Source organism: Thermincola sp. GK-1, assembly GCF_059412445.1.
The window spans coordinates 1-663 of sequence record NZ_JBSQAT010000049.1; the positions used below are offsets into that span (position 1 = coordinate 1).

The 663-nt window shown below is 46.8% G+C and carries 2 tRNA genes; both read left to right on the forward strand.

Annotation, left to right across the window (positions count from 1 at the left end):
• Positions 1 to 275: 275 nt before the first annotated feature.
• A tRNA-Ile gene (locus tag ACSNJE_RS15935) sits at positions 276 to 352 on the forward strand.
• An 80-nt stretch (positions 353 to 432) separates the two neighbouring features.
• Positions 433 to 508, forward strand: a tRNA-Ala gene (locus ACSNJE_RS15940).
• Positions 509 to 663: the final 155 nt, after the last annotated feature.

A 663-nucleotide genomic window follows, 5' to 3' on the forward strand; every position in this document is an offset into this window, starting at 1 on the left:
GGCAATCCTAGGTCGATCGACCATCTCTCCCAAGACTGTTTAGCAGTCATAAGTCACTGTTCAGTTCTCAGGGACCACAGTTCCTGAATAGAAGCAGCAATAGACACAGTATAGACGAAGCAGAGAAGAGGAATAACGCCGGATGAAGAATCCGGCGTGTACATAGCAATAGCTATGTGGCACTGTTTGAGGGTTAAGTTAACAGTTGACAGTAGGCAGTTGACATAACTGGCGACTGATAACAGACAGGAAAAGCAGTGCAGAATAAGGGATATGGGCTTATAGCTCAGCTGGTCAGAGCGCACGCCTGATAAGCGTGAGGTCGGTGGTTCAAGTCCACCTAGGCCCACCATTAAATAGTTAACAGTAGACAGTTGGCAGTTTACAGTAAAATAAAGCACTGTTAACTGTAAACTGTAAACTGAATAAAGTGGGGGTGTAGCTCAGCTGGGAGAGCACCTGCCTTGCAAGCAGGGGGTCAGCGGTTCGATTCCGCTCATCTCCACCAAAGAAGAAATTACCGGTTGAAACAGTAGTTTCAACGAGGTAATATAGATAATGCGCCCGAGAAGGGTGAAGCACAGAAATGTTCTTTGAAAACTAAACAGAGTAGGCAAGAAACCGAGCGCGAGAGCGAGAGGAAGAACTACCGAGAGCTGTGAA